The sequence below is a fragment of the Pengzhenrongella sp. genome (assembly GCF_036565025.1).
GTDB lineage: Bacteria > Actinomycetota > Actinomycetes > Actinomycetales > Cellulomonadaceae > Pengzhenrongella.
Window position 1 is genome coordinate 1 of sequence record NZ_DATCNW010000169.1, and the last position, 6,691, is coordinate 6,691.

3 protein-coding genes are annotated in these 6,691 nt (G+C 71.0%); all 3 read right to left on the minus strand.

Features of this window, described 5'->3' with window-relative positions:
* Positions 1–69 precede the first annotated feature (69 nt).
* Positions 70–1,821, minus strand: a complete 1,752-nt coding sequence (locus VIM26_RS09725; RefSeq protein WP_331950578.1) for a nitrite/sulfite reductase — start codon at positions 1,819–1,821, stop codon at positions 70–72.
* A gap of 169 nt (positions 1,822–1,990) precedes the next feature.
* Positions 1,991–4,819, minus strand: a complete 2,829-nt coding sequence (locus VIM26_RS09730) for an FAD-binding and (Fe-S)-binding domain-containing protein (protein ID WP_331950580.1) — start codon at positions 4,817–4,819, stop codon at positions 1,991–1,993.
* The gene (locus VIM26_RS09735) at positions 4,804–6,537 is read right to left on the minus strand and encodes an L-lactate permease (protein ID WP_331950582.1); all 1,734 of its coding nucleotides are present in this window, start codon (positions 6,535–6,537) and stop codon (positions 4,804–4,806) included. The genes VIM26_RS09730 and VIM26_RS09735 overlap by 16 nt, the downstream gene beginning before the upstream one ends.
* Positions 6,538–6,691 lie beyond the last annotated feature (154 nt).

Consider the following 6,691-nt stretch of genomic DNA (forward strand, 5'->3'; position numbering starts at 1 on the left):
AACCCGTAACGTCCGAGCGTTGACGTCCTATAGGACGTCAACGCTCGGACGTTACGGGTATTTTGGGGATCAGCGCAGGGAGGACTCAGGGGCGCGGTGGGCCCAGGTGGCGAAGGTCTCGGGGGTGGCGTCGGCTCCCTCGGGGGTGGCGTCGGTTCCGGGGGTGGCGTCGGTGGCCGGGGTGGCGTGGGTGGTGGCGCGGTCCTGGACGTAGCGGCGCACGACGCGTTCGACGTACTCCGCGATGCCGTCGGCGGTGACCTTCAGGCCGCGGACGGTCCGGCCCAGGCCGGCCTCGGCTCGGTCGACGGACGAGAGTCCGCCGCCGAGGTGGACCTGGTAGCCGGGGACCTGCTCGCCGTCGTCGTCCATCACGAGCTGGCCCTTGAGGCCGATGTCGGCGGTCTGGATCCGCGCGCACGAGCTCGGGCAGCCGCTGATGTGCAGGCTGATCGGTTGCAGGTGCCCGAGGTCGCCGAGGCGCTCCTCGAGGGCCCCGATGGTCGCCACGGCCGTCGTCTTGGTCTCGACGATCGCGAACTTGCAGAACTCCAGGCCCGTGCACGCGAGCGTGGACCGGCGGAACGGGCCGGGCTCGGCCTCCAGCCCGTTCTCCCGCAGCCCGACGACGACGGCGGCCACGTGCTCAGCCGGGACGTCCAGCACCAGCAGCTTCTGGTACGGCGTGAGCCGGACCCGGTGCGAACCGGCGGACTCCGCGAGGTCCGCGACGGCGATCAGCGCGGGACCGGACACGCGCCCGACGAACGGGGCGGCGCCGATGTAGAAACGGCCGTCCTTCTGCTCGTGCACCCCGACGTGGTCCCCGGACCTGGTGGGCTGCGGGGCGGGCGGTCCGTCGGGCAGCTGGTAGCCGAGGAACTCGTCCTGCAGGACCTGGCGCAGCTTGGCCGGGCCCCAGTCCGCGAGCAGGAACTTCATCCGGGCCTTGTTCCGCAGCCGGCGGTACCCGTAGTCGCGGAACAGCGACGTCACCGCGACCCACACGTCCGGGACCTGTGCCTCGGTCACGAACGCCCCCAGGCGCTCGCCCAGGCGCGGGGCGACGCTCAGCGCGCCGCCGACCCACAGGTCGAACCCGACGCCGAGCTCGGGGTGCACCATCGCGACGAACGCGACGTCGTTGATCTCGTGCACGACGTCGTGGCTCGGGTGCCCGGTGATCGCCGTCTTGTACTTGCGCGGCAGGTTCGCGAGCTCCGGGTCGCCGATGTAGCGCCGGACGATCTCCCCGATGGCCCAGGTGGGGTCGACGATCTCGTCCTTGGCGATGCCCGCGACGGGGCTGCCCAGGATGACGCGCGGCACGTCCCCCGCGGTCTCGACCGTGCTCAGGCCGACGGCGTCCAGGCGGCGGAAGATCTCCGGGACGTCCTCGACCTGCACCCAGTGCACCTGGATGTTGTGCCGGTCGGTGATGTCGGCCGTGCCGCGACCGAACTCGACGGAGATCTCGCCGATGACCCGCAGCTGCTGCGTGCTCAGCGCGCCGCCGTCGACGCGGACCCGCAGCATGAAACAGCTGTCTTCGAGCTCGTGCGGCTCGAGGGTCGCGGTCCGGCCGCCGTCGATCCCGGGCCGGCGCTGGGTGTACAGCCCCCACCAACGGAACCGGCCGTGCAGGTCGTCGGCCGCGATCGAGTCGAAGCCCTCGATCGCGTAGATCTTCTCGATGCGCTCACGGACGTTCAGGCCGTTGTCGGCGGCTTTCACGACCTCGTTGTGATTCAGGGGCGCCGTGCCGTCGACCGCCCACTGGCCGTGCGGCCGGGCAGGAATTGTGTTCCGTCGAATTGTCACGCGAACAAAATAGACCGATGCTCGCCGCACGACGCGCAAGGGACCGCCCACTGGGATTCGGCGAATACGCAGACGCGTCAGCCAACAATGAGTGGGTCGTAGGTCCCTTGACAATGCAGTCGTGCGTGTTCGAATGAACCAACACTCGACCTCGCCAGCAAATCAAAGATCAAGGCCGGGTCAGTTCCTCGAGCAGCTCGAGCACATGGTGGTAGTCCGCCCCGGTGGCCCGGGTCATCCCGAGCTCGCAGGTCCGGTTGCACGACGCGTGCGCGGTGGCGTCCATCGCGACGACCTCGGCCGCCTGCACCCGCGTCGCGGACCCGGTCAGCTCGGGGTGCAGCATCCCGCGGTCCCCGGCGAACCCGCAGCAGCCCCACCCGGCCGGCACCTCGACGCGCTCGGCGACGGCGCGCGCGACCGTGTCCAGCGAGCCGTTCAGCCCCAGCCGGGTGGACGAGCACGTCGGGTGCAGGGCGAGCGAGTCGATCTTCCGGTACTCGCCGAGGCGCGGCAGGATGCGCGTGGCGGCGAACTCGACGGCGTCGAGCACCCGCAGCGGCGTCGCGGACGCGTCGGCATCGATGATCTGCCGCAGCCCCTCCGTGCAGCTCGACGCGTCGCAGATGATCGGCAGCGCGCCGTCGCGGGTGGCCGTGCGCAGCGCCGCGAGGGTCTTGCGCGCCATGGTGGCGTGACCGGCGGCGAGCCCCTTGGAGGACCACGGCGTCCCGCAGCACAGCCCGTCGATCCCGGGCGGCACCAGCAGCGTGATGCCGGCGCGCGCGCACAGCTGCTCGAAGCTGAGCTGCACCCCGGGCGAGGACTGCGCCGCCGGCCCGAACATCGTCTGGACACAGGCGGGGAAGTAGACGGCCGCCGGCTCGCCGTCGGGCACCGGTCGCTTGCGTGGCGAGCCGCCGCCCGGCAGCTCCGCGGAGTACAGCGGCACGGTGTCCGTGCCGAGCGCCGCGCGGGCCAGCGTGTTCGGGGCCAGCAGCACCGGCGCCGGGATCGTGCGGGCCACGCTCAGGGTTGCTCCCGCGATCCGGGTCACCGGTCCCCAGCTCTTCGCCGCGGCGTTCCACAGGCCGTTCTCGATCGCGCCCGTCTGGTTGCTCCGCAGGCGCTTGACCAGGGTTCCGGTGTTGATGCCCACGGGGCACGCGGTCTGGCACATGCCGTCTACGGCGCACGTCTGGACGGCGTCGTAGTCGTAGTCGCGCTCGAGCTCGGCGGCGAGCGCGCCGTCGCCCGCGAGCCTCGCCTGCTCGGCGGCGCGCAGGGTGACGATCCGCTGCCGCGGGGTCAGCGTGACGTCCCGGCTCGGGCACACCGGTTCGCAGTAGCCGCACGACACGCACCGGTCCACCTCGTCGGCCACCGGCGGCGTGGTCTTGATGTGCTGCAGGTGCGCGGCCGGGTCGTCGTTCATCAGCACGCCGGGATTGAGCATGCCCGCGGGGTCGAAGAGCACCTTCACCTGGCGCATCACGTCGTACAGCTCGTCGCCGTACTGCCGGCGCACGTACGGGGCCATCACGCGCCCGGTGCCGTGCTCGGCCTTGAGGGAACCGCCCTCGCCCAGGACGACGTCGACCATGTCCTCGGTGAACGCGCGGTAGCGATCCAGCTCGGCCTTGCCGACGAAGCCGTCGGTGAGCATGAAGTGGATGTTGCCGTCCTTGGCGTGGCCGAAGATCACGCTGTTGCGGTAGCCGTACGTGTCGAACAGCCTGATCAGCTCGATGCACGTGCGCCCGAGCGCCGGCACCGGCACGACGACGTCCTCGAGCAGCGCGGTGGTGCCCTGCGGGCGGGCGCCGGCGACGGCGGCGAAGAGCCCCTTGCGCAGGTGCCACAGGCTCGCGCGGGTTGCCGGATCGCTGCTGAACTCGGCCGGGGTGCTGAGCCCCAAGCGGCGCAGGAGCCCGAGGCCGCCGCGCTCCAGCTCGGCGAGCCGTTCGGCCGAGTCCGCGTGGTACTCCACCAGCAGCGCGGCGTGATCCCGCACAGCGAGGTTCCCGACGACGGCGGGCGTGCCCGCAAGGGACTGCCCCACCTTCAGGGACAGCGCGTCCATCAGCTCCAGGGTCGCCGCCCCGGTCTCGACCAGGGCGGGCAGCGCCGCGTTGGCGCGGGCCAGGTCGTCGAACACCAGCAGGCCGGTGGTCGTGTGGGTCAGCCGCGGGATCGTCCGGAAGACGGCGTCGGCGATGAAGCCGAGCGTCCCCTCGCTGCCCACGATCAGATGCGTCAGCATGTCCACCGGCCGGTCGAAGTCGAGCAGCGCGTTCACGCCGTAGCCCATGGTGTTCTTCATCGAGAACTGGTGCCGGATCGTGGCCACCGACGCGGGGTTGTTCCGGACCCGCGCCGAGAGCCGGACCAGACCGTCGTGCAGGTCCGGTTCGAGTGCCCGCAGGCGCTCGTCCGCGCCGCTCGCTCCGGTGTCGACCACGGTGCCGCTGGGCAGCACCACGGTGAGCGACTCGAGAGTCCGGTACGCGTTGTCCGACGTCCCGCAGGCCATCCCCGAGGAGTTGTTGGCGACCACCCCGCCGATCGTGCACGCGGACTCGCTCGCCGGGTCCGGACCGAACTTGCGGCCGTACCGCGCCAGCCGCGCGTTCAGGGCGCGCACGGTGACACCCGGCTGGACGCGCACCCTGGCGCCGTCGTCGAGCACCTCGATGTTCTTGAAGTGGCGCCGAACGTCGACCAGCACGCCGTCGGTGACCGCCTGGCCGCTCAGGCTCGTGCCGCCGGACCGGAAGGTCAGCGGCACGCCCTGGGCGGCGCTGGCCCGCAGCAGCCGTCCCACCTCGTCGGCGCCGGCAGCCACCACCACCGCGCGGGGGACCAGCAGGAAGTGCGAGGCGTCGTGGGCGTTGGCGTGCAGGTCCAGCGCCCGGGTCTTGACCCGGGTGGGATCCGCGACCGCGGCCCGGAGCGCGTCGAGCACGCGGTCGCCGGCGGAGATCAGGGCACCATCCATCCGAGGACCGGGGTCGACTGCAGGAAGATCAGGACGGTGACGAGCACGAGCAGGCCCAGGCTCCACCCGATCAGCTTGCGCAGCAGGACCGGTTCGGAGCCCTCGAGCCCGACGGCGGCGGACGCGACCGCCAGGTTCTGCAGCGAGACCATCTTGCCGAGCACGCCCGCCGAGGAGTTGGCCGCCGCCATCAGCACCGGGGAGAGGCCCGTCTGCTGGGCGGCCGCGACCTGGAGCTGGCCGAACAGCGAGTTGGACGAGGTGTCCGAGCCGGTCAGCGCGACGCCGATCCAGCCGATCAACGGGGAGAGGATCGCGAAGAAGCCGCCGGCCGAGGCGAGGGCGAACCCCAGCGTGCTGGTCTGGCCGGAGATGTTCATCACGAAGGACAGGGCGAGCACCGCGGTGACCGTGACGATCGTCCAGCGCAGCTGCACCAGGGTTTCCCGGTAGATCCGCAGCGCCTTGCGCGGGCCGACGCCGTACAGGGCCATGGTGGCGAGGCCGGAGAGCGCGAGCAGCGTGCCGGTCGCCTTGAGGTGGTCCAGCTTGAACAGCTGGGCGGCCACCGGCTTGCCGGACGCGTCGGTCACGTCCAGGCCCGGCCACTGGAAGGTGACGCTGCCCGCCGTCGTCAGCCAGGCCTTGATGGCCGGGAGCTGGGCGACGGAGAAGATCGCCATGATGATCAGGTACGGCGCGACCGCCGTGAGGACCTGGCGCGGGGCGGGCCGCGGGGTGCTCGTGGTCGCGATGTCCGCGTGACCGTCGCGGGGGCCGGACGTCGCGAGGCTCGACACCGCGGACGTGATGGAGGCGCCGGACCGGGAGGAGTACGCCGGGTGGTTCGCGCGGCCGGCGACCGGCGCCTCGACGTGCGCGTCCCCGGACATCCCGATGGTCTGCGACGGCTGCCACACGCGCAGCATGACCAGCACCGCGATCACGGTGGACACGGCGGCCACGACGTCGGTCAGCTCGACGGCGAAGAAGTTGGAGGTGACGAACTGCGCGCCGGCGAAGACCAGCCCGGCCACCAGGGCGACCGGCCAGGTCTGCTTCAGGCCGCGCCTGCCGTCGACGATGAAGACGAGCAGCAGCGGGACCAGCAGTGCGATGAACGGAGTCTGCCGGCCCGCCATCGCGGAGAGGTCGCCGATCGGCAGGCCGGTGACGCCGTTCAGGGCGATGACGGGGGCGGCCATCGCGCCGAACGCCACCGGCGCGGTGTTGGCGAGCAGGGAGACGACCGCGGACTTGAGCGGCTTCATCCCGGCCGCGATCAACATGGCGGCGGAGATGGCCACGGGCGCGCCGAACCCGGCCAGCGACTCCAGCAGGGCGCCGAAGCAGAACGCGATCAGGATCGACAGGATCCGCAGGTCGTTGGTGACCGAGCGGATGGTCCGGCCGAGCACCTCGAACCAGGGGGTGGCGACGGTGAGCTTGTAGATCCACAGGGCGTTCACCAGGATCCACAGGATCGGGAACAGCCCGTAGAACGCGCCCTCCGCGGTTGCGCTGAGCGTCTGGCCGACCGGCATCTGCCAGCCCACGATCGCCAGCGCGATCGACACGACGAGGCTGATGAGGGCGGCCCGGTAGGCCTTCACCCGGAAGACGCCGAGCAGCACGAAGAGCAGGATCAGGGGCAGCGCGGCGAAGATCGCCGAAAGGATGAGCGATCCGGCAATCGGATCAGTGATCTGTTGAAACACGGGGGAGCCTCCACGTCGAGGTTGGCGTCACGTCGTTGTGACGATAAGAACAGGGGGTCTCTACTGAAATGTCTTGGCGACGCTGTCTTGGTGACGCTGTCTTGGTGACGCTTCGTGATTTCTTCGTAACGTCCGAGCGTTGACGTCCTATAGG

Excerpts from the sequence above, each read along its gene's own strand:
- VIM26_RS09730 (WP_331950580.1), bottom strand. The coding sequence starts at position 4,819 with ATGGATGGTGCCCTGATCTCCGCCGGCGACCGCGTGCTCGACGCGCTC.